The 23,387-nt window shown below is 62.3% G+C and carries 16 protein-coding genes; 5 read left to right on the forward strand and 11 right to left on the reverse strand.

Annotation, left to right across the window (positions count from 1 at the left end; genetic code table 11):
• The first annotated feature begins 216 nt into the window (after positions 1-216).
• Entirely contained in the window at positions 217-2,343 is a 2,127-nt protein-coding gene (locus tag J2X24_RS09300; RefSeq protein ID WP_209720007.1) for a winged helix-turn-helix domain-containing protein, read from the forward strand.
• Positions 2,344-2,352: 9 nt separating this feature from the next.
• Here the strand turns inward: J2X24_RS09300 and J2X24_RS09305 are convergent, their stop codons facing one another.
• On the reverse strand, positions 2,353-4,275 hold the full coding sequence (locus J2X24_RS09305; RefSeq protein WP_209720010.1) for a TonB-dependent receptor domain-containing protein: 1,923 nt from the start codon (positions 4,273-4,275) through the stop codon (positions 2,353-2,355).
• Positions 4,276-4,401: 126 nt separating this feature from the next.
• Positions 4,402-5,580 carry a hypothetical protein gene (locus tag J2X24_RS09310; RefSeq protein WP_245344581.1) on the reverse strand — a complete coding sequence of 393 codons (1,179 nt, stop codon included), beginning with the start codon at positions 5,578-5,580 and terminating at the stop codon, positions 4,402-4,404.
• Between the two features lie 301 nt (positions 5,581-5,881).
• Here J2X24_RS09310 and J2X24_RS09315 point away from each other — a divergent pair, with 301 nt between their 5' ends.
• Positions 5,882-6,829, forward strand: coding sequence for a glucokinase (locus tag J2X24_RS09315; RefSeq protein ID WP_209720016.1), 948 nt, complete (start codon positions 5,882-5,884; stop codon positions 6,827-6,829).
• 97 nt (positions 6,830-6,926) lie between these two features.
• Here J2X24_RS09315 and J2X24_RS09320 read toward each other — a convergent pair whose 3' ends face one another.
• Positions 6,927-7,697, reverse strand: a complete 771-nt coding sequence (locus tag J2X24_RS09320; RefSeq protein WP_209720019.1) for a response regulator — start codon at positions 7,695-7,697, stop codon at positions 6,927-6,929.
• 196 nt (positions 7,698-7,893) lie between these two features.
• On the opposite strand from J2X24_RS09320, the gene J2X24_RS09325 reads away from it, so the two are divergent.
• Positions 7,894-8,634 (forward strand): helix-turn-helix transcriptional regulator, encoded by a 741-nt coding sequence (locus J2X24_RS09325; protein WP_209720022.1) that lies wholly within the window; start codon positions 7,894-7,896, stop codon positions 8,632-8,634.
• Positions 8,635-8,673: 39 nt separating this feature from the next.
• A complete protein-coding gene (locus tag J2X24_RS09330; RefSeq protein ID WP_209720024.1) occupies positions 8,674-9,003 on the forward strand; it encodes a hypothetical protein in 330 nt (109 codons plus the stop codon).
• Positions 9,004-9,045: 42 nt separating this feature from the next.
• On the opposite strand, the gene J2X24_RS09335 is transcribed toward J2X24_RS09330, so the two are convergent.
• From J2X24_RS09335 to J2X24_RS09355, 5 genes are all read right to left on the reverse strand, one after another.
• A complete protein-coding gene (locus J2X24_RS09335) occupies positions 9,046-9,204 on the reverse strand; it encodes a hypothetical protein (protein ID WP_209720027.1) in 159 nt (52 codons plus the stop codon).
• A gap of 204 nt (positions 9,205-9,408) precedes the next feature.
• Positions 9,409-12,405, reverse strand: coding sequence for a TonB-dependent receptor plug domain-containing protein (locus tag J2X24_RS09340; protein ID WP_209720030.1), 2,997 nt, complete (start codon positions 12,403-12,405; stop codon positions 9,409-9,411).
• Positions 12,406-12,627: 222 nt separating this feature from the next.
• Entirely contained in the window at positions 12,628-14,652 is a 2,025-nt protein-coding gene (locus tag J2X24_RS09345; RefSeq protein WP_209720033.1) for a S9 family peptidase, read from the reverse strand.
• A gap of 228 nt (positions 14,653-14,880) precedes the next feature.
• Positions 14,881-15,555, reverse strand: a complete 675-nt coding sequence (locus J2X24_RS09350; RefSeq protein ID WP_209720037.1) for a DUF6445 family protein — start codon at positions 15,553-15,555, stop codon at positions 14,881-14,883.
• Positions 15,552-16,559, reverse strand: a complete 1,008-nt coding sequence (locus J2X24_RS09355) for a cupin-like domain-containing protein (protein ID WP_245344582.1) — start codon at positions 16,557-16,559, stop codon at positions 15,552-15,554. The genes J2X24_RS09350 and J2X24_RS09355 overlap by 4 nt, the downstream gene beginning before the upstream one ends.
• 494 nt (positions 16,560-17,053) lie before the next feature.
• Here J2X24_RS09355 and J2X24_RS09360 point away from each other — a divergent pair, with 494 nt between their 5' ends.
• On the forward strand, positions 17,054-19,105 hold the full coding sequence (locus J2X24_RS09360; protein ID WP_209720044.1) for a glycoside hydrolase family 97 protein: 2,052 nt from the start codon (positions 17,054-17,056) through the stop codon (positions 19,103-19,105).
• Between the two features lie 202 nt (positions 19,106-19,307).
• On the opposite strand, the gene J2X24_RS09365 is transcribed toward J2X24_RS09360, so the two are convergent.
• From J2X24_RS09365 to J2X24_RS09375, 3 genes are all read right to left on the reverse strand, one after another.
• Positions 19,308-20,342 carry a LacI family DNA-binding transcriptional regulator gene (locus J2X24_RS09365; protein WP_209720046.1) on the reverse strand — a complete coding sequence of 345 codons (1,035 nt, stop codon included), beginning with the start codon at positions 20,340-20,342 and terminating at the stop codon, positions 19,308-19,310.
• Positions 20,343-20,408: 66 nt separating this feature from the next.
• Entirely contained in the window at positions 20,409-21,881 is a 1,473-nt protein-coding gene (locus J2X24_RS09370; RefSeq protein WP_209720049.1) for a tryptophan 7-halogenase, read from the reverse strand.
• Entirely contained in the window at positions 21,881-23,374 is a 1,494-nt protein-coding gene (locus J2X24_RS09375) for a tryptophan halogenase family protein (protein ID WP_209720052.1), read from the reverse strand. Before J2X24_RS09375 ends, J2X24_RS09370 begins: the two co-directional genes overlap by 1 nt.
• Positions 23,375-23,387 lie beyond the last annotated feature (13 nt).

Here is a 23,387-nt window from a genome sequence, read left to right on the forward strand (position 1 = left end):
AATCCCTGTGGCGTATCCGGATGCGCCGCATCGGTCGTGGGTGTGGACCGTCTCCCTTGCACCCGTTCTCGCAATTCACACGCTTTCCAGTGAACTGCGATCTGTCTCAACTTATGGCCCCTTGCCCGTCCGACCGGCAAGGGGCCCTTTTTGGTAACGGGAAACCTGCAAATTGAGCGGCTTGGCACCTTGGCGATTATCCCATAGATTGTTCCCATGAACGTGCTGACTCGCCTTCAGTTGGAAAGCGGCATTCGCCTCGCCGATCTGCCGGTGATGCGGCTGGGGAAGCTGACGGTCAAACCGAGCACGCTGGAAGTCTCCGGTCCCGACGGCACCGTGGCGCTGGAACCCCGCTGCATGAAGGTGCTGGTGGTCTTCCACGAACATATCGGCCGGACCGTCAGCCGCGACCTTTTGATTGACCGCTGCTGGGACGGGCGGATCGTCACCGACGGCGCGCTCAATCGCTGCGTCGCCCAGATCCGGCGGGCGCTTGGCGCCGATCCGGATATCGTCATCGATACCATTCCGCGCGTCGGCTATTGCCTGAAGGCGCCGGCGGAACCCGCCGCCGAGCCCCCGGCCATGACGCCGGCATCCGCCGCGCAGGGCGTTCCGGCGGACGCGCCCCCTCCCGGTGGCAGGTCCGCGGGCAAACGCATCCTTCTGATCGCCGCGGCCGCCGCCGCGCTGGTCCTGGCCGTCGCCGGCGCCGTCTATCTGTCGGTCCGTCCCTCGAACTGGCAGGGCGAAGAGGTCCGTCCGCTGACCTCTGAACCCGGCGTGGAAAGCTTCCCCGCCATGGCGCCGGACGGCCGCAGGCTGGCCTATGCCAAGACGAGCCGCGACGGCTCATGGGACATCTATATTAAGTCCGTCGACGGCTCGGGTCTGCGCGCCGTGACGCAGTCTCCGGCGAACGAATGGTGGCCGGCATGGCGTGACGACGGAGAGGCGCTGGCCTTCATCAGACTGGACGACGCGCGCTGTGACATCGTCACGCTGGACCTGATCACCATGACCGAGACCCTGGTAACGGCCTGCAATTCAGGGCGCGTCGGGCGGGTGTCATGGGCCGGCCGTTCGACCCTCATCTATTCGGACGCCGCCCCCAATGCCGACCAGCGGCTGGTGTACCAGTTCAATCTCGATACGCGCCAGAAGACGGCCCTGACGACGCCACCGCCAAGCTCGCACGGCGACATGGACCCGATCGTATCGCCCGATGGCAAGCGCGTCCTGTTCCGCCGCACCGTCTCGTGGGGCGTCGATGACCTGATGGTCGGCGAGTTGCGCGCCCAGGGCGGACCTGCCCCGGGTCGTCTGGACAATGTCCGTGCCCTGACGAATGACGGCTGGAAGGCGCACGGCGTCGCCTGGTCGTCCGATGGCCGCGACATCTTCTTCACCTCGAACCGCGGCGGAGACTGGGGCCTGTGGTCCCTCCCGGCCAGCGGCGGACAACCCCGACGCGTCAGCCTTGGGACCGCGGCCATCACCAAGATCGGCAGCGCGGGCATCGACCGGCTGGCCGTGGAAATCTATCATCCGCGCAGCGACCTGACCTGGCTTGGCGGCGAAATGCCCACGACCTCGATGACCGCCGACAGCTGGACGCCAGCGGTCGGCCCGCAAGGCCAGGTCGCCTTCGTGTCCAACCAGTCGGGCGGCGTCGAACTGTGGCTGCTCGAAAACGGCCGCACGCGCCAGCTGACCCATCTCGGCGCCAGCTATCTGCACGGTCCCAACTGGGCGGCTTCGGGCGACGCGATCAGCTTCATCGCCATCGTCGACCGCACGCCGCAGATCTTTTCGATCGCCACCGACGGCCGCCCCCCGGTGCAACTGACCCGCGACGACGGCGACAAGGCGGAGCCCGCCTACCTGACCGGCACGAACCGCCTGATCTACCTCGGTCGTTCAGCGACCGGCTGGCGGGTGATGGAGGTGTCCGCCAACGGACCGGCGCGACATCATGCGCACTTGGGCGACCAGTGGGAGAGCCTCGCGACCGGCCAGAACCAGACGATCGGCCTTAAACGTGGCGATCCTTATCTCTACCGGCTCGACGTGGCGGGCGGTGCGGTTACGGCCGTCAAAACCGCCATTCTTCGCCCGCCGGGCGCCTATGCGGTGACCAGCGACGGCGTCGTCCAGATATCCGGAGACCGTGTCATGCGTGTCAACTGGGACGGCAGCGCGCGCGAGATCGCGCGCCTGCCCGCCGGAAAGACCGCGCCCGCCGAAATCGACATGGACGGACGCACCGGCAGCATCGTCATGATCGACCGCTCGGGCAACGAGGCGAACATCGCCCTGATGACCTTGCGGCGCCAATAGACTACCCGCCTAAAACGCCGTGTTGAACGCCAGCCGCCACGTCCTCGACCAGATGGGCACCAGCGCTGACGAGGGCGTGGCGTAATAGCCCTTCTGGTCAAGCGCATTGACGACCTGGAAGCGGCCTGTGACCGGGCGATCCGCGATCCGGAAATCGTAGCGCGCCCCAAGCGTCAGGAAGGTCACGCCCGGCACTTCGGTGCGGCTGACGGGCGTCATCCGCCGCCGTCCTTCGAACAAAAGCTGGCCGTCGACGCTCCAGCCATTGTTGAACTGGTGCTCCACATTGACCGTGGTGTTGGTGTAGGACACGCCCGGCGGGATATCCAGCGACTGGCCGCTGGCGACCGGTTGGCCGGACAGGCGCGGCCTCAGCAGCACGGCGCCCAGGACGACATTGGTGGCTGGCGTCACCTGACCCGACAACGACACTTCGTAACCGGAATGGCGGACATCGCCCACCAGGTCGTAGCGGCCGTCGCTCCTCAGGCCCGCGACCGGCTTGGTGATGTCGAACCAGGCGGCGATCAGGGTCAGGCCGGGGCGAAGATCGTAGGAGGCCCCGGCCTCCCATTGCTTCGACTCGACGGGCGGCAGGACCTCGCCGCGATTGACCGCCGAGGCCGGAGCCACGCCGCTTTCCTCCAGGCCCGTGACATAGCTGGCGAAGAGGCGCAGGCGCTGACTCGCCCGAACCACGGCCGAGGCGTTGTAGAGCCAATTGTCCTGCGACCTTTGCTGCGCCAGGACAGTCCCCGGCTGCCGCGTCGTCTTGTCGTAGCGCGACTGGTGCGCGCCCAGGCGAAGATCGAGCCTGTCGGCCCAGGCCAGGTTATAGGTCAGGCTCAGCATGGTCTGTTCGACGGAATCGTGGCCCGTGGGCACCGTGTCCGGCAGGACCGGCGCGGGACCATCCGCCGGCCGCTCGCGGATATTGAATGACCCGCCATCGATACCGACCGGCTGCGCCAGGTCCGTGCCGGAGGACCGTGCCCGCAGGGCTATACCGACATCGTGCCGAAACGCGCCGGTGACGATACGCCGCGTCAGCTTGACCTCGGCGGCGGTGGCGTGAGACTCCTGCGGCGGGCAGTAATAGGTCGTGCGCATCGCATTGCCGTCGCCGTCGGTCAGCAGCACGGCGACATCGGTCCGCTCACCGCCGAACGCGGAATAGGTCAGCGAGGCGCCGACGCGCCAGTCGCCGAAGTCCCCGTCGTAGAGCACGCCGGCATTTGTGTCGCGATAGGCCGCCCGCGACCAGTCCGGCGCGAAGGTCGTCGTGCGCGGCAGGGGCGGCGGTTCCCGGTCACCCGACGGGATGACGATATAGTAGCCATCGAAGTCGCGCTTTTGATACGCCCCGAAGAGCCGGACCTGCGAGCGGCTGTCCGGCCGCCAGGCGATGACGGCACCGGCATCATAGACCGCGCCTGACTGGCCGCTGGAGGAGTTGTTGAACGGTTCGGCGATCACCGTGGCGACCACGGCCAGCCTGCCGTCGCCGCTGACCAGGGTCGTTTCGGCCTCGGTGTGCACGGTCGCGAAATCGCGGAAGCCGGCATTGACCTTGATCCCGTTCGTAGTCCCCGGCTCGCGCAGGCGGTAGACCACCACACCCGACGGCGATGGCAGGGACAAGCCGGCGGCCGATGCCCCGACCTTGACGCTTAGGCCGCCCATGATCGATTCCGACAATCCGGTGGCGCGAACGAAGTAATGGTCATCGATGCGGTAGGCCGCGCTTTGCTGCAGGTCGAAGCCGCGCACCTGCGCCTCGTTGTAGAGGCCGACGCGGTCGACTCCCATCTGCTCGCCGAAGGCGTCGGCCGCCTGGCGTGTAATGGTCTCTTCCTGGGCAAGCGCCGGCGACGACATAAGCGCCAATGGGCTGGCGGTAACAAGCAGGGCAAACGACAGGGTACGGAACATCGGCTATCTCCATGCGAGTGTTCACAAGGAGATGCAGTATGACGGCTGCGGCGGCGCGCCCGTTTCCGTCAGGTTTCGGCGATGATTTGACGATGTTGGCGCGCTTTTTCGGCGATGAAGCGCCTGTTACTTGCGCGCGGTGACCAGCCCGGAGGACTTGACGCTGGCGTGGGTCACGCCGGCCAGCCGCGCCGTCGCCATCTGCCGCAGCGTATCGAAGCCATGGATCATGCAGGCGCCGGTCGCGGATTTCGCCGCATTGCTGATGTGCGACAGATAGATTTCCAGCGCGCTGTCGTCGCGCCTTTGGCCGTCATAGTCAACGGCGGCGCCGGCCAGACCGCAGCCTTTCAGCGCGGCGATGGCCTTGGTGTCGGCCCCGGCGTGGCCGACGACGGTCATGCAGAAGGGTTTCAGCATGCCGGTGATTTCCAGGACACGGCCCGGCGGCACCCCGTTGAGCTGGCGAACCTCATACAGCACTTTCAGACCCATCTCCTGCGCGGCGGAGGACACGGCCGAGGTGATGCGCCCGCGCGCCCGCGCGCTCGAAAAGGTCGAAAAGGCGGCCGGCACGATCATGATGATCTTACGCTGCTCGGGCGATCGCATCTGCAGCACCTTCAGGCCCTGTTCGATGCTGGCGATATCGACCTGTTCGCGGTCCCCCCAGTCGAGCGCGGCGATGGCGCGGGGATCGAGCAACACATTTCCGATGGCATCGGTCACCACCGGTTCCAGCCGGTGACCGATCATGGTCAGCTTCTTCATCTCGAAGACCGGCTCGGCGGAACTGGCGACGCGCAGGCTGCGTCCCGCCACCGTCATCAGCGTTCCCCCTGCCCCGCCCGGCCGCCTTATCGCCGCACCCATGCCAACGGCCGCGGTACCGCGCGACGCGGTGTCTTCGGGCGCGGACGGCAGGGGACGGCCGGCGTCGCGAAACGGGCGGGCTTCGGTGCGATCGAAATACTTGGTCAGGTCGATGGGAATCAGGCGCATCCGGTCGACATCGTCGGCAATGGCCTCGAACAAGGCCGGACGCATCTTGGAGACATCGCCGATGAAAAACTGGCCGGCCGTGTACCACAGCTCCGCCGCGCTCAACGCTCCCTTGTGCTCGCCCAGCGTCAGGATGACCACCAGAAAGGACTCGTCATTGATGCGGATGCACCAGTCCGGCTCCGGAAATTTGCGCTCGAAAGCCGCCTTGAGATGATCGAAGATAAGGTCGCGCTTGCTGTCCCACTTGCTGCCCAAGCGTTCGGCGAACAGGTCGAGACGCAACAGATAAGCTCGTCCCATTGCGTCCGCATGGGTTTCCCGCAGTCTCTCAATGATATCGGCGGCATCATCCCTCAACAAGGTCAGAAAAAGCCGCCCGTTCTGATCCGCCGTAACCCCCGCAAGTGCGGTGTCGCCGGGCAATTCAACAGACATTGCTGCACACTCCACAGCGCGAGCATGACGGCTTATAGTTGAGTGATCATTAATTTGATAGGTGACATTACAATCTGGACGTAAACTCAAAGTGGGTTCGGCAATGAAACGCCCTCTTAACCCAATCCCGCAATACTAAAATCTGTTATCTATGACGAGGACTGGCATGACGACCAAGGTGCTGCTCGGCGACCTGAGCAACGGCTCTTACCTGAAACTGGCTGTGGCCGATGCCGGCCAGCGTCCGACGGCCACCGGCATCTATGCCTGCGCCAGCGCCGAGGACTTCGAGGACGCGGTCTCCGGCTTCCTGGCCGACAACGGAGACCCCCAGATTTCCGGCGCCGCCTTCTCCACTTCAGGCTGGGAAGTCGATGGCAAGCTCGACCTCGTCCACTACGGCTTTTCCCTGCACCGCCGCCAGATCGCCGACCTGCTCGGCGTCCAGCGACTGAGTGTATGCAACGACTTTGTCGCAAAGGCGCTGGCGGTGCCGGTGCTGGAAGACCACGAGCGCGTCAAGGTCTGCGGGAAAGACCAGCATCCCGAACACGTCATCGCCGTCGTCGGGCCGACGGGCGGCCTTGGCGGAGCCTATCTGTCGCCGGACGGACGGGGTGGCTGGAGCGTGACCCACTGCGAAGGCGGCCATTCGGACTTCGCCCCGCGCACCGAACAGGAAATCGAGATACTCAAACTGCTGATGAAGAAGTACGACCACGTGTCATGCGAACGCGGCGTGTCGTCGGCGGGCCTGGTCGAGCTGTGGGACTGCCTGTGCCTCATGGCCGGCGACGAGGCCAATACGCCGCTGCCCGAGGAAATTCTGGCGCTGGCCTACAGCAATGACGCCCGCGCGCTGGAAGCGATCCGCATCCAGACCGAACTCTATGCCAGCGTGGCGTCGGACTTTGCCTTGACCATGGGGGCGCGCGGCGGCGTCTATCTAGCGGGCAGCTACCTTGCCCTGCTGGACAATCTGTTCGACCATGACGTCTTCGCCCGCCGCTTCTACGACAAGGGTCGCGTCTCCAGCTACGTGAAGGACATCCCGGTCTATCGCATCACCGCCGCCGAGCCGGAAATCCTTGGCCTCAGCACGGTGTTCGGTTAGAGCGATATACCAAAAAGTGTGTAGCGGTTTTTGGCTGAATATCGCGACACAACAAAAACCTAGAGCGTGATGGCGATTCGGCTTAGACGCATCATGCTCAGGCCGCGTTCCCCAGCACCAGTTCCGCGACATCGAGAAGATCCTGCGCCTCGAAAGGCTTCTTGATCTGGGCATCGACTCCGAACTTGCGCGTGGCATTGAGCGCGTCCTGGTCCGTGACCTTGTCCTCAAGGCCGCCCGACATCGAAATCAGGCTGACGCGGGGCCAGGTCGACTTGATCATCCGCATGCCCTTCAGTCCGCCCATGCCTGGCATGAAGACGTCGCACAGGACCAGGTCGACGTGAGCGATATCAACGTCGGCAAAGGCCTCCTCCATCGATCCCGCCTGCGACACGCGGTAACCGCCGCTCTCCAGCGCCTTCGCGGCGATCAGACGGACCGTTCGGCTGTCGTCGATGACCAGGACATGTTTACGCACGCTGCCCGCTTCGGCATCCTGCGACAGGGAAGCAAGGACGTTGGCCAGCAAGGCATCGGTGAAGGGTTTGCGCAGCACGTGTTCCGCACCCGTCTTGCGGGCATTGCGCAGCGTATCATCGATGGCTTCGTGGCGGCTGCCCGCCGTCATGAGGACCATAGGCGCGTTGGGCGCCAGCTTGCGGAAACGGTCGATGTGCAGCAAGGTGTTGTGCTGGTTGACAAAAACGTCGAGAAAAAGCGCGTGGACCTGCATCTGCGTCAGGGCTTCGGAGGCTTCGCGCACTTCTGAGAAATGTTGCGTCGTCCAGCCATGCGCCTCGATCATCCGGGAGATGATCAGGGCCTGGGTCGTACTGTCTTCCAGGATGAGGGCTGTCTTTTCCATGGGCGCTTCCGGCTATGCCGCAATTTTGCGGGCCAGCGATGAAAAGGTCGTTAATGCAAACGCTTGCGTAAAACATATCAACACTATTCAAACGTAACCAATCGACTCCTGACATATTGTTGAGTCCGGCCCCGTCACTGTAACCTCATATTAACCGCCAAGGACAACTGTAGTCCCAATTCTGGGAGTGGTATACATGGGAAGTTTCACCAGAATCAATGCCGGCCAGCCCGCCGAGCGGACGCGCGAAGCGCTCGACGCCATTCGGCTTACGCCGGCGCACGATGGTTTTACGCTCATCGAAGCGATCAAGCGCGTCGTTCCGTTCCGCAATATCCTGATTTCCGGCATCGATGTCCAGGACCACGGTCCCGGCACCGGCACCCATTTGCTGAGCGACTTTCCGCCGGACTATGTCGCGGAATATTACGCCGGCCGGCTTGGCGATATCGATCCCCTGTTCGCGATGCTGCGCCAGGGCCGCCCGGTCAGCCGTGACAGCGAAGCTTTTGCCACCGCGACGGCACGGCGCAACGGTCGGGCCGTGCTCGACCTGCTGCGGCGGCACGACATCGTGGAACGCACCATCATCCTTGTCGCGCATTCGGGCAAGGTTTTGGGATCCGTCGCGGTCATCAGCGACGCGCCCCTGTCCGAGGACCACTGCGCCCTGCTCAAGCATTTCGCCCTGTCGCTCCACGCTGAAGTCTCAGCCCCCGCCCTTGACGCTCTGAATACCGCCCTGCGGCTGACGCGCGGGGAACTGCGCTGTCTCGAACGCGCCGCCGGCGGATTGACCAGCGAGGAGATCGGCCGGGTGGAAGACTATTCGGTCGAGACCGTCAACACCTACCTGAAGTCCGCCACGCGCAAACTTGGCGCCAATAACCGCACCCAGGCCGTCGTCGAAGCCCTGCGCCGGCAGTTGATTACATAGTGCCAATATCGCGGCAAAACATCCAGAGTACCTGAGACCATGCCTAACCGAATGATCGACCGTTCGCAGCCCGCGCCCTCCGAAACGTCCGCCCCGGACGCAGCCGATGAAAACCCTCTCGCGGCACTTGAGGCCGACGCCCGGGACTCGATCGCCAAGGCGCTGGAATTGTTTGAAAACGGGGAAAGGGAGGTCGCGGAGCACATGTTCGAACGGCTGCGTGAAAGGGTGCGCCAGGCGGGCCCCGTCGCCATGCTGGTCAGCGGTAATGAAGGCACGGAAGAGTGCGCGGACCTTCAGTCCCTGGTCAGCGCCATCGCGGACGTGACCCGCTCCAAACCCGATCCCGACGACACGCCGACTGAATAAACGCAAAAAAGGCGCCTGTGACGGGCGCCTTTTCTTTACTTTTCAATTCGGCCAGAAGCTGTACTTCAGGCCAAACATGACTGAGTAGAGCGTCGTCGCCTGGTTGACCGTGGCGGTCATCATCGTCGTCGAGACGTTCGAGATGCGATAGAGCGATATGCCAAAAAGTGTGTAGCGGTTTTTGCCTAAATATCGCGACAAAACAAAAACCTAGAGCATGATGGCGGTTTGACCTAAACGCATCATGCTCTAGCTCGCGCACATGGCGCTCGATATCGGCAACTGGACGCCGTTGCGGAATCGCGCGCGATCCGCGCGGGCATGTACCAAAAATGGTACTGGCCCAAGACGCAAAAACGGCGGCCCGAAGGACCGCCGCTCCAGCGCAATACAGAATAGAGCCTTTTAGAAGCTCTTCGAAATGCGGAAGTAAGCCTGGCGGCCCAGGTAGCCCGACTGGTACTGGCTCGAGAAGGCATAGTTGCCCAGACGCGCCGGCGAGCCGGTGTTGTCGCCATAGCTGAGGATCGGCGGTTCTTCGTCGGTCAGGTTGACGACACCGACGGTGATCGCCCAGTCCTTGGCGTTGTACTTGACGGTCAGGTCGTGGGTAACCCAGGCGTCCGTCGAGTTGATGTTGATCGCGTCGGCCGCGTAGCTGGTCGTCACAACGCCATCTTCTTCGCGGTAGCCCATGTTCGACGACTTGCCGACATAGTTGAGGGTATAGGAGAACAGCCAGTCCTTGTGCTTGAACTGGGTCTGCAGGTTGCTGACCCACTTGGGATCGGCGATCGTGCCGTTGTAGTCGATGACCGTGTCGCCGGGGAACAGCTGGGTCTTGGACTCCTTGGTGTAGGTCGACTGCAGGTCCAGGGTCAGGGTGCCGAGGTTGAACTCACGGGTATAGGAGGCCGTGATGTCGAAACCGCTGGTCAGCTCGCTCGGGATGTTGCGATAGCTGGCATCGATGAGCGTGATGTTGAAGTGCTCATCACGTTCGAACAGACCGCAGAAACCGTTGTTCGGATAGGTTTCCTGGCCGTAGCAGGCGCCGACGACGCCCGGACCCGTGCTCAGGATCTGGTTTTCGACATTGATGCGGAACCAGTCGACGGCGATCTTGAAGCCCGTGTTCGGCGGCGTCAGGATGAAGCCGAGGGTCGAGGCCTGCGACTCTTCCGGGTTCAGGTCCCTGCTGCCCGAATAGAAGATCTGGGCGGATGCACCCTGGCCGGTGCCGACGCCGTCATAGTCATCCGGAATACCTTCGGCGGCGCAGTTGTCGCGCACCGTCTGGCTCTTGTTCGGTTGCCCGCTTTCGCTCGTGCCGCCCCAGTTGATGCACGGATCGACGGCGCGCTGGCTGTAGAAGCCGGTCTGCTCGTTGAGGTACATTTCGTAGAGCGCCGGGGCGCGGAACGACGTGCCATGCGTACCGCGCAGGCGCAGGGTGTTGTTCAGCGCCCAGTTGAAGCCGACCTTATAGGTCGTGGCGCTGCCGACGCTGTCATAGTTCGAGAAACGGCCCGACAGGTTGATCTTCAGGTCTTCGAAGAAGGGCTGGCCGGCAAGGATCGGCGCTTCCAGTTCGAAGAAGGCTTCGGCGACGCTGTCCGAACCTTCGGTGATACCCGCGCTCGAAGACCCCCAGGAGTTGCTGGTGCGCGAGAATTCGCCCGGCGTGTCCTTGATCTCGTCGCGGCGGTAGCTGACACCGAAGGCGGCGCCCAGCGGGCCAGCCGGCAGTTGCCACAGGTCACCCGTGATGGTCGCTTCGGCAATCGTCTGGGTGTAGGTCGTCTTGCCCTCTTCCTGGACGAAGAAGTAATTCCGTTCGGCGTCCGTCAGCTTGCCGTTGAACAGGGCGTCCTGGGTGAACAGGTTGAGCGGCACGCAGCCCGCCGGAACGCCCTGACAGACCGGAACGTGGACGAACTGGTTTTCATCAAAGCCGATACCGGCGAACAGACGGTCCTGAGGCACCACGTCGTTGAGATACTTGCCATCGCTGAGCGAGTGCGACAGGTAGGCGTCCCACGACCAGTTCTTCCAGTCGCCCTTGGCGCCGATGACGCCGCGATAGACGTTGATCTCCTGCGACTCGTTCGAAGGCGTCAGGAAGTACGGATAGACGTAGGCGCCACCGGCGGCGCCGTTGTTCTGGTCGTACTGCGTGCCGGTGCCGAACGGGTTGTTCGGCGAGTTCGGGCCATAGTACGGGAAGATATAGCGCACGCCGCGCTGTTCCGACTCACGACGGTTGATCAGCAGTTCGGAGTAGAGTTCCGCGCCATTCGCCCAGTCCGGACGATATTCGCCTTGCGCGAACAAGGTAAAGCGCTTGACCGGCGAGATGATGGTGACGTCATCGTCGGAGTCCGGATCCATTTCGCGTTCGGCGAACTGGACGGGACCGTACCAGCCGCTGACGGGCACGCCGCCGATGGACGTGGTCGCGCCCGGGCGGATTTCGCGGAAGAAGGCATTGTTAACGGCCACGCCGCCGACCAGGTTGCCCCAGCACTTGTAGCCGCTTTCACCGGGACGGGTCGTCACGATGTCGGCGCGGGTGCCGTCCTCGTTATAGATATAGTCCTGCGGGCAGTCGAAATTCTCGCGCTGGCCTTGTGTCAGCGCCTCCATCTCGTACGCGCTGGCCGAGATCATCAGGTGGCCCTTGTCAAACGACTTGCCCCAGATGGCCGCCAGGTTGTAGGTGTCGCCGCCGCCATGCTGCGAGATGCGGGTCGTGGCGTCGACTTCCAGGCCTTCGAAATTCTTGCGCGTGATGACGTTGACGACGCCGGCGACGGCGTCGGAACCGTAGATCGACGAGGCGCCGTCCTTCAGGATTTCATAGCGGTTGACCGCCGAGTCCGGGATCGTGTTCAGGTCGACGGCGCCGACCGTGCCGGAGACGCCGGCCGGCGGCATGCGGCGGCCATTGAGCAGGACCAGCGAACGCTGGGCGCCAAGGCCGCGCAGCGAGATCGAGTTGATGCCGCCGCCGCCGTCCATGACGTAGCCGGTGAAGGTCGAGTTGACCTGGCCCGAGCCGTTGGCGACCGACGAGTTCTGCAGGATTTCGGTGGCGCTGACCAGGCCCGCGGCGCTCGAGCGCTCGGCGGTGATGACGGTCACGGGCGCGGCGGAGGTGTATTCCTTGCCCTTGATGCGCGAACCGGTGATGACGAATTCGCCCGAGTCCTGGGCCTCGGGCTCGCAGGTTCTGGCGCCCGTTGCCGGATCGACCTTGAGTTCTTCCCCGGCCGCGCAGCTTTCAGGCGCTGCGTCCGCCGCCGGTGCGTCCTGGGCCATGGCGGGCGCGAAGCCCACGAGCGAAGTCAGAATGGTGCCGGCCAGAAGCCATTGGCGTGAAAGTCCTGTCGGTTTGGACATGATGTACTCCGGGTGTCTCAAAAATTACCAGATAAAGACACTAAATCGTCACAGTTGAGACCGGAACCCTTTATTTCATTATTAAAATAATATCGTTGATTGTGTGACGATTTTGCCGCAATTCACAGCTGTCACATCCACCATGCACAACAACCCTGCGCGCAAAATTTGCACGCAGGGTATTTTATGCTTGGCATCCCCCCTTGAATATTTATCGCGAACTTACTTGATAAGTCCGCATTTCGGGCTCTTGAGATAATTCTCCATCAGTCCCAGCGTTTCCGTATGCCACTCGGTACGCCACGGCAAGGTGTGCCACATGCCCTTGATTTCGTGGTACTCGACGTCCTTGCCGGCGGCCTTCATGGCATTGAAGAACATGCGCGAATGCTCTGTGTCGGCCTGACGGTCGTGATCGCCGTGATAGAGCATGATCGGGATGTTCGCCTTGTCAACGTTCCTGATCGGGTCCATGCCGGCCACGGTCACGCCCTGGATGTCGCGCTGGAGGTGGCTGTCGCCCCACAGGTTGCCGATTCGCTGCAGGCTCGAGACACCGGCCCCGGCGATCGCGCACTTGTACGGACTGTTCGGCCGGACCGACGCCGCAATGGCCGCGAAGCCGCCGTAGGAATAGCCCATGATCGCCAGACGCTTCGGATCGGCGACGCCGCGCGACACCATATAGGCGGCCGCGTCGTCATTGTCGTCCGACATCTTCTGGCCCCACTCCTTGTCACCAGCCAGCCACAGCTTGGAACCCCAGCCTTCCGAGCCGCGATACTGCGGCTGGATGACGGCGATGCCGCGCGTGGCGAAAAACTGCGGCCAACCCGAACCATCCCACGTCGCATAGTCGCGCGCCCACGGACCACCGTGCGGCAGGACGATCAGGGGAACCGGCCCCTGCTCCTTGGTCCAGCCCGGTGGATAGGTGATGAAGGCGGGAATTTCCAAGCCGTCGCGCGCCGCGAAGGTCACGAACTCGGGCTTGCCTAGGGTCTTGGGATCGATCCACGGCCGCTCGGCGCCCAGGCTCTGCAGCTTGCCGTCCTTGAAGAGATAATATTGCGGCGGCGCGTCGGGCGCCTCGACCGTCACCACGGCGACATCATAGGTGTCGCCGTTGACCGAGATATTGACTTGCTTGCCGGGGAAGGCGGCCTTGACCGACTTTTGAATCGCCGACCATTTTTCGTCGGTATAGATGGTCGTCAGCGCCGGACCACCCAGCTCCACACCGCCGATGATCGTCTTCTTCGCCGGCCGGTCGTAACGATAGACGACGCCGGTGACGTCGTACTTGTCGTTGGCGAACAAAGGCTCGCTGGAGAATGTCTTGCCGGCGATATCGTAGCTGTAGACCGCCGCCTTATCCGAATTGACGTTGGACGAGACGATCAATCTGGATGGATCGGCATCATAGCCCAGGATATTCAAGGTCTTACGCGCCTTGAGCATATAGCTCAGCGGCTCGTGATAGACCCATTGTCCGGCGGCGTCCTTGATATAGACCATATACCAGAAGTCGTTGTTCACCGTATCGACCTTGGCCTTGATCATCGGTTCGCCGGTGGCCAGGTCGACGCCTTCCGCCAGGTATTCGAACTCGTCGCTGCCTAGCGCCACGGTACGCGTCTTGCCGGTCGCGAGGTCCAGTTCGAAGATCTTCTGGACGAAGGACACCGGATCGACCGTCACCATCAGCTTCTTGGTGCTGTCGTAAAGATCGTCGTTGAAGATGCTGACCGACGATCCGCGCTCGAACGAGTCGCGGACATCCTTGTTCATCGTTCCGGTAATGCGGAATGGCTCTTCGATCTTGCGGCCCTCGAGGTCCGAGTAATAGATCTTGCGCGTGAAGGTCGGCTTGCTGTCCGCACCCGTGATCGGCTGTTCCATCTGGAAGATGATCTTGTCGGAGCTGAAAAAGCCGACACCCGTGATGCGATTGGTCTTCGACGGAATCCACACGGGCCGTGCGCTGAGGTTGGTGGCATCCCAGATCGAGATGACCGGCCACTTTTCGCCCTCGACCGAAATCAGGCCGGCGATGTGCTTGCCGTCCGGTGAAATCGATACGCTCGTCAGCTGCTCATATTTGGCGACGGCGTCAATCGCCAGGGGCGTGGCCGGAGGCGTGTAGGTTTGCGCCTGCGCACCGGCGGCCATCGCCAGTATCAGGAGGCTGCTGCAAACGGCCGGCAGATGCCGCCACTGTGTCCTGGCCCTCACCACTTGCACCATCAGTTTCTTACTCCACTCAGAGTCGTCGAAAGAACGCTCAAAGAGAAAGAAGTTATTTCGTCTGAAACTGTTGTCGAGCCAGAATCAATCTTATTACGAAAAATTAATGTGATCACATTGCGTACATAAGTACACGCAAGGAGATCAAGAATTGATTCTATGGAATTAATGCAGATAACAACGATATTACGCGCGCGTTTGGTCAGGCCTGCGCAAGCCATGACAGGTCTATAGGCGCGGCCTGACAAAGCCATTGGCGGTCAGGCGGCCCCGGGCCGGGTCACGGCTTAGAGGGGCGTCGCACGGCAGCGCACAATGCAGCACGTGGCCGCGATAGACGATCAGGCGGTTGAAGACGGGCGCGACTTCGGCGATCCGTTCGTAGTTCGCCATGCCTTTGCCCGCTTCAAGTTCGGCACTTGCCGTTTCGGCATAGAGGTCGCGACGGGCGGGACCGATTGTCTGAAAGCCCGTCGCTTTGTGGCGAAAGAAGCCGGTACCGCCGAAGGCTTCGTGGCTTAAATAGTGCACCATGGCCAGTTGCTGCGGATCAGGGCCGTCGTGATGCGGGATATTCTGAATCGGCTGGGCGTCCTCAGGGGGAACCGTCACCAGCCCAAAATAGCCGAAATAGTTGAGATACACCGAAGACGGCAGGCCAAACGCCGCCTGAAGGGGGCCACGCAACGCCGTGATGATCAGGCGATAGTAGTCATCCGGCAGGCGTGCGTTCAGCCCCGGATAGCGCGTGTGCTCGGGAACATAAAATTCCGCCGCGCAGGCGGCCTTGATCAAGGCTTGCGGCTCGGCCAGCACATTGTCGACCACCATAAGCGGCTGCTGCTCCGCACCGATATGGCGCAGCTGAAACCGGATGTCGGGATGCAAGGCGAACTGCATCATCCGCCCTTCAGGTAAGCCATCTTCAGTTCCTGCTTGAGGCGCGCCCGCACAGCCTGCGGCAGCGGCCCCAGCACGCCGCGCCGAGCGGGCGGAATATGGTCGGCGGCACCATCGCCAAAAACATGCGCATCGAACATGGCCCGCCAGTAGCGGCGCTGCCCCGGCGGCAGTTCCTTGAAGGCCAGAATCGCCGTCAGGAAGGCGTCGCTTGTGCGCTCAAGGCCCACCGCCGTATCACCCCACCAATAGTTGACCATGGCATTGAACGGGTCGAGCGAGGTAACGTGGTGCCACCAGTATTTCGGCATGAAGAGGCAATCACCGGGCTCCAGCCACGCCACCCATGCAGCATCCAATGCTTCACGGAATTTTGGAAAGCGTTCGAAATCCGGTGCTTCTGGATCGACCAGCGACAAGGGCGGCGGCGCATCCAGCGGCCCGACATAGAGGTTGCTGACCTGTTCGGGCGGAAACAGCACAAAGCGCCGGCGACCTGCGATGACGCAGGCAAGATTATGGTCACGGTCATTGTGCGTCTGGGTCTTGAGCGGTCCGCCGATCCACAGGCGCGGCGGCACCTCCGGCGACAGAAGCGGCGCGGAATTGCTGCGCACAAAATCCGGCATATGCGTGTCGAGCCGCAGCATCTGGATGGCGATGAATGGCGCCTCCTTTTGACCCATGACAGCTGCGATCCGGTCGAGCGTTTCGCTGATACCGCCCTGGCGTTTGGAGAAGGTGAACTCGGTCAGGCCCGGCGCGTAAGTGTAGTGCCCGTCGGTGGAAAACGGCGCCTCCATGACCGGCGCGGGCGCCCCGCGATCCATGGCTTTGAGATAGGTCATCAGGCTTTGCGCGGAGTGCCGCCCGGCAGCCAGGGCCGGCCAATGATCGATCAGTCCCTTGATGATCAATGGCTGTTCAGCGGCCATGACCCCGTGATGGAACGTCGCGACGTCCATAGCATCGTGCACCGCCACCTTTGGCAGGTCATTCAGGGTCATGCGCATCCTGGATTTGGTTCTTATCGCCCTATCCTAACACCTTCATGGTCAAATCAAAGCAACGACGGATTATTGCATACGTATTCATAGACGTTTTATGCAGCGCAAAAAGAAATCCCCTTACCTTGCGGCAAGGGGATGAAAGTGTGTTGGGAAGAACAAATTACAAAGCCAGGGCTTGTAATTCAGGCATCCCGGCTGCGTCAATCAACCGGAATCTCGGGCAGTGACGAAGCAAAACAAGCAGCCCCCTCACCGAACGCCCGCCTTCGCCCCGGCCATGGAGCGATGCGCGGACAATCAATCACGTACTATAGCTACGCGCCATGAACTTTGCATGCAACACTGAATACGTATGCAAACTATGCATAGACATTTGAATACGTATACATACTCAAGTTGAGGGTTTTTCTGACAACGCTAACACTGTAGATATGTTGCGCAACACCAATCCTGACCGCGAATAGCGGCGCCATACAGGGGGCCTAGGCCACATGCGCTTGTCATCACATTACCGATTCCTGTCCGTCACCACAGCGCTGGTCGCCATCTGCCTGGTGTCACCAGCCGTGGCCGACGATGTGATCGCGCAAGCCTCGTCGCCCGACAGCACATTGAGCGTGAAGGTCTATGTCAATGTCGAGGGCAAGCTGTCTTATGGCATCGAACGCAAGGGTCAGGCGGTCATCGCGCCATCGCGCCTGGGCTTTATCCTGGCCGACAGCCCGAAACTCGACGGCCAGTTCGCGATGCAAAGCCAGCAGACCTCCTCGCACGACGAGACCTGGGAGCAGCCCTGGGGTGAGCGCCGTTTTGTGCGCAACAGATATAACGAGCTGCGCGTCAATGTCGTGCAAAAGGCCTATGACAATCGCCGCATGACGGTTGTCTTCCGCCTGTTCGAGGACGGCGTCGGCTTCCGCTATGAGTTCCCGGAACAGGCCCAGTTGAAGACTGTCCGTATCGTCGATGAGCAGACCGAGTTCACGGTTGCTGACAATGCGACCGCCTGGTGGAACCTGGGCGGCGAATGGAACAATCTCGAATATTCCTACAACCAGACGCCGCTGAAAGAGGTCGGCCAGGCCAACACGCCGCTGACCGTCAAAACCGACAAGGGCGTCTATATCTCGTTCCACGAAGCGGCGCTGACCGACTTCGCCTCGATGTGGCTGCGCCGGACCGAAGGGCAGACGCTGAAGGCGCGCCTGACGCCGGCGTCATTTGGCCCCAGCGTCGAGCGCCTGGCGCCCTTTCCGTCGCCGTGGCGGACGCTGGTCATCACCGACAACGCGCCGGCGCTGTACAATTCCGACCTGATCCTGAACCTGAACGAGCCCAACAAGCTGGGCGATGTGTCGTGGTTCAAGCCCTCCAAGTACGTCGGCATCTGGTGGGAGATGCACCTCGAAAAATCGACCTGGGCACAAGGCCCGAAGCACGGCGCCACCACCGCCAACACCAAGGCCTATATCGATTTCGCGGCCAGGAACGGCTTCCGCGGCGTGCTGGTCGAAGGCTGGAACAAGGGCTGGGACGGCCAGTGGTACGGCAGCGGCAAGGACTTTTCCTTCGTCGAAGCCTACCCTGATTTCGACCTGAAGGCGGCATCCGCCTACGGCCTGAAGAAGGGCGTGCACCTGATCGGCCACCATGAAACCGGCGGCAATATCGCGCTTTACGAATCCCAGATGGAGGACGCCTTCAAGCTCTATGCGGCCCACGGCGTCGACAGTGTCAAGACCGGCTACGTCACCGATGGTGGCGCGGCCCAGTTCCCGAAACCCGGCGGCGGGACGCATTACGGCTTTACCGACAGCCAGGAGGGGTCGCGCCACTATACGAAGGTTCTGGAGACGGCGGCGAAATACAAGATCGCCATCAACAGCCACGAGCCGATCAAGGACACCGGCCTGCGCCGCACCTATCCCAACTGGGTGTCGCGCGAAGGCGCGCGCGGCCAGGAATATAACGCCTGGGGCAATCCCGTGAACGCGCCCGAGCACGAGGCCAACCTGGTCTTCACGCGCATGCTGTCGGGGCCGATGGACTTCACGCCGGGCGTGCTGAGCCTTGAGGGCAACAAGCGCGAAATCCTGTCGACCCAGGCCAAGCAACTGGCGCTTTATGTCGTGCTCTATTCGCCGATCCAGATGGCGGCCGACCTGCCGGAAAACTATGCCAAGTATCCGAAGCCCTTCCAGTTCATCAAGGACGTGCCGGTCGACTGGAGCGAAAGCAGCATGGTGGCCGGCGAGGTCGGCGACTATGCCGTCATCGCCCGCAAGGACCGTAACTCGGAGGACTGGTATATGGGCGGGATCAGCGACGATCAATGGCGGTCAGTGGATGTGCCGCTGAGTTTCCTAGATCCGGCGAAGAACTACACGGCGCAGATCTATCGCGATGGCAACAAGGCGGATTCGAAAGGCCCTGCGCGGTTTGACATCGTGATTGAAAGCAAGACGGTCACCGCGAAAGACGTTCTGGCGCTGAAAATGGCCCCCGGCGGCGGGACGGCGATCCGATTTGTGCCGAAGAAGTAGGACCTTAGTCCCCTCTCCCCGCTTGCGGGGAGAGGGTTAGGGTGAGGGGCAAATTCGGGTGGTCAAACATTGCGACAATGAAGGTGCAGCACCAAAAAACCTTTGGTCCCCGTCAAAGTAAACAACAGGCCTGGGGCGCGCTTTGAAGATTTGGATGCCCCTCACCCTAGCCCTCTCCCCGCAAGCGGGGAGAGGGGACTTATCAGTTCATCCTTGAAAGCCCACCGCACGATTCCCGCACAACCAGCTGCGCCGGAAGGCGGATATCCCGCACATCCTCATTTTCGATGAGATTGCTCAGGCCATCGACCAGTACCCGCGCGGCAGCCTCGGTATCCTGCCGCATGGTCGACAGCGACGGCGACAGCGAGCTGCACACCCACAGATCGTCGAAACCCACTACCGACACGTCCTGCGGCACACGGATGCCCCGACGGTTCAACCCCTGCAACACTCCCATGGCCAGCAGGTCACACGACGCAAAGACAGCGTCAAATTCCACGCCCTCCTCGATCATGCGGCCGACCTCATTCATGCCCTCTTCGCGCTCGAGGAAACAGTCGCGGTGCAGCCTGGGGTCATACTCCAGCCCCGCCGCCTGAAGCGCGCGACGATAGCCTTCATAGCGTTCGCGGAACTCAGGGTGCTCTTTCGACGACTTGCCAAAATAGGCGATGCGTTTGCGCCCCAGACGCGCCAGATGCGCTGTGGCTTTAAACCCGCCATCCTCATTGTCGCTGCCGATGCACAAACGCGCGCAGTCGGGCCGATTGACGCCCCACACCACCCACGGATCGCCGACCTCGTTCAGATATTCGAACTTGTGCGTATAGGACTCAAAATCCTTGCAGCCGAGGAAGATGATGCCGTCGGCGCGACGTGAAAAGCCGTAGTCCGTGCCCCAGTCGTCGGACGGCTGCTGCAGCGAAGTGATGATGTCATAGCCCTTCTCGCCGGCATATTGCAGGATCGAACCGATCATCGGCAGGAAGAAGGGATTGATCGGATTTTGCGGATTGTCGAGATCGGCCGAGATCAGCACGGCCATGGTGTGGATCTTCTTCGACCGCAATTTGCGGGCGTTGGAATCGACTTTATAGTGCAACTGTTTAGCCACGCTGAGGATGCGTTCCCGCGTCTCGTCATTGACGAGGGGCGAGTGGCTGAGGGCCCGCGAGACAGTGGCCTGCGAGACCCCCGTAATCGCGGCAATATCCAATGACGTCGGTCGTTTCACGCTGTTCCTACCCTATGGCACTGGCGCTTATGCGCTCTGTTCGCCGACCATAACATGAGAAAACTGTCAGGGCGAACAGAAGATACCGAGATAGTCGTCATGTCCGGGAGCGCTTTCAACCTGCTGACGGATGCCGCTGAATATACGGCGGAAATGATCCATCAGCACCTGGTCGCCAGCCAGGTCGGCGGACGGATCGAAACTTTCCGGCGACAGGCCATGGCCCAGCAAGACAGCATTCCAGCTGTCGGTGTCGAACGCGTCCTCGTCGAACAAGGGCACTTCGCCCGCGGCGGCAAACGCTTCCAGCCGCCCTTGCAATTCCGCCGGCACGTCCAGCCGTGCCTTCTGCCAGAAGACCGATTGACGCCGGCTGAGGGCGTAGTGTGTCAACTGGAAGTCACGGGCGCGCGCGGTCATCATGCCCATCAGGCGGTTGTATTCGGCGCGTTCCGGCATGTGGCGGTTATCACGCGGGAACAGGCCCAGCAGATGAACTAGGCCGACCTGGACGGCGTGCAGCGAAACGCTGTCGATCGGATCGAAGACGCAGGCCGCCTCGCCGATCGCCACGACATTGCGCACCCAGGGCTGCGACCGGCCGGGCTCGAGCTTGGTGACGACGGCGTTGCCCAGGGTCAGGCGCGAGGTCGCCGCCGTCCGCAAAGCCTGCTCATCGCTCTCGCGCTGGCTGTCGAAGACATAGCTGACGCGCGTCGCGTCCTGCGCAGCAATCAGGCTTAAGGTCCCGTTGTCGAGCGCCTGAATGCGCGCATAGGGCGGCACGATCCGCAGACGCGGCCCGGCGGCGGTCAGAACGCGATCGCCCGGGAACCATTGCCGCCATGACTCGAACGGCGCCTGCAACACACCCCGCAGCAGGACGGAATCACTGCCGCTGGCGTCGATAAACAGGTCGCCGGTGATTTTTGCTGCACCGGTATTGATCGCAGCAATTTCCCCGTCACTGTCCAGCTCAGCCGCTACATGTTGCGCCGGATGGACGGCGATCCCTTCCGCGCGCACGGCTTCGGCCAGGGCCGCAGTATAGGCCTTGGCCGGCAGGTGATAGCCGTAATCGCTGCGGGCGAAGGCCGAGGTTTCGTCATCCGGCACGATAAAACGGCCCTGCTTGGCCGCCGCCGCGGTCAGAGAGAAATCTTCAAACGCAGCGCCCAGCCCCTGCCGGCGCGCCCGCGTGACGTAATGCAGGAAGGAGGCTCCCGTCGTCGTGATTGGAAAGCCGTGGGTGCCATAGGGATGGAAGAAGGCGCCGTCATCGCCGGCAAACCCCTGGAAGCTTTGGCCGAGGCTGAAACTGCCGCGCGTCTGGCGCAGCAAGGCGTGCTCATCGAGGCCCAGCTGGCGGTGAAAGGCTTCGAGCGCCGGCAGGCTGGTATAGACGTCCTGGGCCTGCATCCGATCCGGCAGCGCCACGACTTCGACCGTAACACCGGCAGACTTCAAGGCCCGGTAAAGCGCCAGTGCGGAGAGCCACAGCGGCGCATCGCGGCCGACAACAACAGCGCGAGAGACCATTACGCCACCTCCATACGCGCCGGCGCAAAGCTCGCCAGCGTTGCCTCGTGCGTCGGCAATGCTGCAACCTGATCACGGATGCGGGTGCGCAGCATGTCCAACTTTTCCACCAGCAGATCCATCGGCAAGGCATCGGCCATACGGTCGTATCCGGTCGGCACGACATCCTGGCCCATATAGACGGCCAGCCACGACGGCGGCGAGAACAGTCCGTTGCGATAGGCCTCGATATAGCCGCGATGGCGGAACATCTCGATCCGACCAAGCAGGCTGTCGGGCAGCGCCATATCGCGCACATGTTGCCACAGCGGCTCTTCGCGCGCCGTCGCCCGATAATGCAATATCAGGAAGTCGCGGATGCTGTCGTAGATGGTGTCGACCGAGCGATTAAAGGCGCCCTGCGCGCGCGGATCATCCGGCCGCCCGCCGAGATAGTGTCTGAGCGTCTCGATCGCCGCCTGGACCAGATAGATGCTGGTCGATTCGAGCGGCTCCAGGAAACCGGAAGCCAGTCCCACGGCGACGACATTGTGCGACCACGACCGCGTCCGCCGCCCCGCGCGAAAGCGCAGCAATTTCGGCTCCATCAATGGCGCACCATCGAGATTGGCCAGCAGCACGTCGCGCGCGCGGTCCTCGGAGGTAAAGGCGCTGGAAAACACGTAACCATTGCCGGTGCGATGCTGCAAAGGAATGCGCCATTGCCAGCCGGCTTCGCGCGCGGTCGCGCGGGTGTAGGGGGTGATCTCACCTGTCCCCGCCGTCGGCACAGCAAAGGCGCGGTCACACGGCAGCCACTGCGTCCAGTCTTCCCACGGTCCGTTCAAAGTCTTGCCGGCGATCAAGCTGACAAAGCCCGAGCAATCTAAAAACAGGTCGCCGGTAACCACCGCGCCCGATTGCAGTTTCAGCCCCGTGACATTGCCATTTTCGGCATTTTGCTGCACCTCGACGACGCGGCCTTCGGTGCGCCTGACACCGCGCTTCGTCGCGAAATCGCGCATGAAGCCGGCATAGAGGGCCGCGTCGAAATGGTAGGCATAGGCGAAGGTAGACTTGACCGACGACGGGTCGGTGTCGGGAAAGGCAAACTTGCCGGCACGCGCGGCCGCAATGGCGAAACTGTAGTCCTCGATCGGCGCCACCGGCACTCCGGCCTGCTTTGCGCGCGTCCAATGGTGCTGAAAACCGATGCCGGCCCAGTCCTGGCCGAAGGTTCCGAACGGATGGATATAGGCGTCGCGCCCCCAGCCGGCGAATTCGATCCCCAGTTTAAACGTCGCGTGGGTGCGGCGCATGAACTCGGCCTCGTTGATGCCGAGGCCGTCGTTGAACGCCTTAATATGCGGCAGGGTCGCCTCGCCGACCCCGACCGTGCCGATCTCGTCCGATTCGACCAGCTCAACGCTGAACCGGCGGGTCGCGCTCAACGCGCTCAGCGACGCGGCGCACATCCAGCCCGCAGTTCCACCACCCAGAATAACGATCTTCATCGTTCGTATGTCC

Source organism: Asticcacaulis solisilvae (assembly GCF_017875235.1).
Classification (GTDB): domain Bacteria; phylum Pseudomonadota; class Alphaproteobacteria; order Caulobacterales; family Caulobacteraceae; genus Asticcacaulis; species Asticcacaulis solisilvae_A.

Bases quoted from the DNA above. Each gene is read 5' to 3' on its own strand.
- J2X24_RS09370 (WP_209720049.1), bottom strand. From the start codon at position 21,881: ATGGTCTCTCGCGCTGTTGTTGTCGGCCGCGATGCGCCGCTGTGGCTC.
- J2X24_RS09340 (WP_209720030.1), bottom strand. From the start codon at position 12,405: ATGTCCAAACCGACAGGACTTTCACGCCAATGGCTTCTGGCCGGCACC.
- J2X24_RS09315 (WP_209720016.1), top strand. From the start codon at position 5,882: ATGACGACCAAGGTGCTGCTCGGCGACCTGAGCAACGGCTCTTACCTG.
- J2X24_RS09310 (WP_245344581.1), bottom strand. From the start codon at position 5,580: ATGGGACGAGCTTATCTGTTGCGTCTCGACCTGTTCGCCGAACGCTTG.
- J2X24_RS09325 (WP_209720022.1), top strand. From the start codon at position 7,894: ATGGGAAGTTTCACCAGAATCAATGCCGGCCAGCCCGCCGAGCGGACG.
- J2X24_RS09300 (WP_209720007.1), top strand. From the start codon at position 217: ATGAACGTGCTGACTCGCCTTCAGTTGGAAAGCGGCATTCGCCTCGCC.
- J2X24_RS09330 (WP_209720024.1), top strand. From the start codon at position 8,674: ATGCCTAACCGAATGATCGACCGTTCGCAGCCCGCGCCCTCCGAAACG.
- J2X24_RS09320 (WP_209720019.1), bottom strand. From the start codon at position 7,697: ATGGAAAAGACAGCCCTCATCCTGGAAGACAGTACGACCCAGGCCCTG.
- J2X24_RS09305 (WP_209720010.1), bottom strand. From the start codon at position 4,275: ATGTTCCGTACCCTGTCGTTTGCCCTGCTTGTTACCGCCAGCCCATTG.
- J2X24_RS09355 (WP_245344582.1), bottom strand. From the start codon at position 16,559: ATGACCCTGAATGACCTGCCAAAGGTGGCGGTGCACGATGCTATGGAC.
- J2X24_RS09345 (WP_209720033.1), bottom strand. From the start codon at position 14,652: ATGGTGCAAGTGGTGAGGGCCAGGACACAGTGGCGGCATCTGCCGGCC.
- J2X24_RS09360 (WP_209720044.1), top strand. From the start codon at position 17,054: ATGCGCTTGTCATCACATTACCGATTCCTGTCCGTCACCACAGCGCTG.
- J2X24_RS09375 (WP_209720052.1), bottom strand. From the start codon at position 23,374: ATGAAGATCGTTATTCTGGGTGGTGGAACTGCGGGCTGGATGTGCGCC.
- J2X24_RS09350 (WP_209720037.1), bottom strand. From the start codon at position 15,555: ATGATGCAGTTCGCCTTGCATCCCGACATCCGGTTTCAGCTGCGCCAT.